The 1834-nt window shown below is 69.7% G+C and carries 2 protein-coding genes; both read left to right on the forward strand.

The annotated features are described in order from the left end of the window. The first annotated feature begins 11 nt into the window (after positions 1-11). On the forward strand, positions 12-977 hold the full coding sequence (locus ACFYVR_RS01180; protein WP_387468769.1) for an AraC family transcriptional regulator: 966 nt from the start codon (positions 12-14) through the stop codon (positions 975-977). A gap of 140 nt (positions 978-1117) precedes the next feature. Continuing rightward, complete coding sequence (locus ACFYVR_RS01185; RefSeq protein WP_387468770.1) at positions 1118-1498, forward strand: STAS domain-containing protein; 381 nt, start codon at positions 1118-1120, stop codon at positions 1496-1498. Positions 1499-1834 lie beyond the last annotated feature (336 nt).

Consider the following 1834-nt stretch of genomic DNA (forward strand, 5'->3'; position numbering starts at 1 on the left):
GTGCTCGAAGGATGGCCACGCTGACCGTCGATCCGTACTCCGACCGGTTCGAGACCCGCGACCCGGAACACGCTCACGCGTTCCTGCGCGAGCGCTACTCCGACAACGCGATGCGAATCAGGGGCAGCCGCGAGGGATTCCGGATGCGGCACCGTCACCTCGAATGCGGCCCGCTGTCACTGGCGTCGCTGGTGCACACGATGTCGGTCGAACACCACGTCGAGCCGTTGGGGCGCTGGCTGCTCGCTCGGAACCGGGGCGACCGACTCGAGCGGCGCACCGACGGCGGCTGGGTGCGATCGAAGCGGGGCGACCTGTTCCTCGTCGCCGCACCGGACCGTCCGTACGTCTCCGGGTGGGACACCGGCGACATCCAGCTGATCGGCATCGACCAGCACGTCCTGAACTGCGTCGCCGGCGTTGCCGAGGGCGGCGCCGACGTCCGCTTCACGGGTCTCGACGTTCCCGGCCCGGCGGGACGCATGCTGGCCCGGGTCGTCGACTTCCTGCTCGAGGACATCGCTTCGGACCGGTCCGCACACGCTCATCCTCTCGTCGTCGGCAACGCCGCACGGATGTTCGCAGCGGCCCTGCTCGCGAGCTTCCCGAACACCTCGACCTCCGACACCGACGTCGTCCGCGACACCACCGGTTCGGAGGTTCTCCGCAGATCTGTCGACTTCGTCGAGGCCAATGCCGACCTCGACATCGGAGTCACCGACATCGCGCGCGCCGCGTCGTCGAGCGTGCGGGCGGTGCAGCTCGCGTTCCGCCGCGAACTCGACACGACACCGACGCGGCACCTGCGGCAGGTGCGCCTGGAACGGGCCCGCAGGCAACTCCGGGACGCCGAACCCGGTGACGGCACGACCGTGACATCCGTCGCCATGCGATGGGGCTTCTCCCGGACGAGCCGGTTCAGCGAGCAGTACCGGGCCGCGTTCGGCGAGGCACCGAGCAGCACCCTGCTCAGCTGAGCGGGCACCCACGGTCTCAAACTGTTCGTTTCCGTCGGGTCACCCGTTCGTTTCGTGGGTCGCCCGTTCGACCCACATCGCGGTCGGATTGAGCGGTCCACCCGCGAGACCTGCATCTCCTGACGACAACGAGGTCGGCCATGCCGCTGCACACCCTGATCCAGACCCGGCATCCGCTACTCGGACCGCCCACCGTCACCGTCGTCCGCGCGATCGGAGCCCTCGACGCCGCGGGTGTCGACGACTTCGCCGCCGCTGTCGACACGGCGGTCCGCCTGGGCTGTCCCCGGTTGGTGGTGGACCTGTCGGAGGTGGACTTCCTCGCGATCAGCGGAGCTGCCGCGCTGTCGGACGCACGCGCCCGCACCACCCTCGCCGGGATCGAGATGGTTCTCGTGGTGACCTCACCGTGGGTCGAGCACACCATCGTCGTCACCGGCGTCTCGTCGTACCTGCCCCGGTTCGGGACGATGCTCCAGGCGTTCGACGCGGTGGACGCGAGCGCCGACCCATCCCGCTGACCGAAACGCCTTTCGCACACAACGGATTCCGCGTGCACTGCGGAGAACTCGCGGTGCGGGGAGATCAGGTCGCTGCCGCCGCCCTGATCGTGCCACGAGGCGGAGGCGGCCGCGCACCTGTTCCCGGTCGGCGGCGGAATCATCCACCTGGCGCCCGTGGGTACACGGCACGGTCGTCGACGAGCACACTGCGAACGTCGTTCCGGTGAACGCCGCCGACAACTGGCCGCACGTCGACCTCGGTCTCGGCATGATCGCCGTCGATCTCGTGCCGGGCCGCGGGACCGCACCCGTGAACACGTACCGGGCTCGGCACACCTGCGCCGGCGGTAGCCG

The sequence above is a fragment of the Rhodococcus sp. NPDC003318 genome (genome assembly GCF_042879035.1).
Classification (GTDB): domain Bacteria; phylum Actinomycetota; class Actinomycetes; order Mycobacteriales; family Mycobacteriaceae; genus Rhodococcus_G.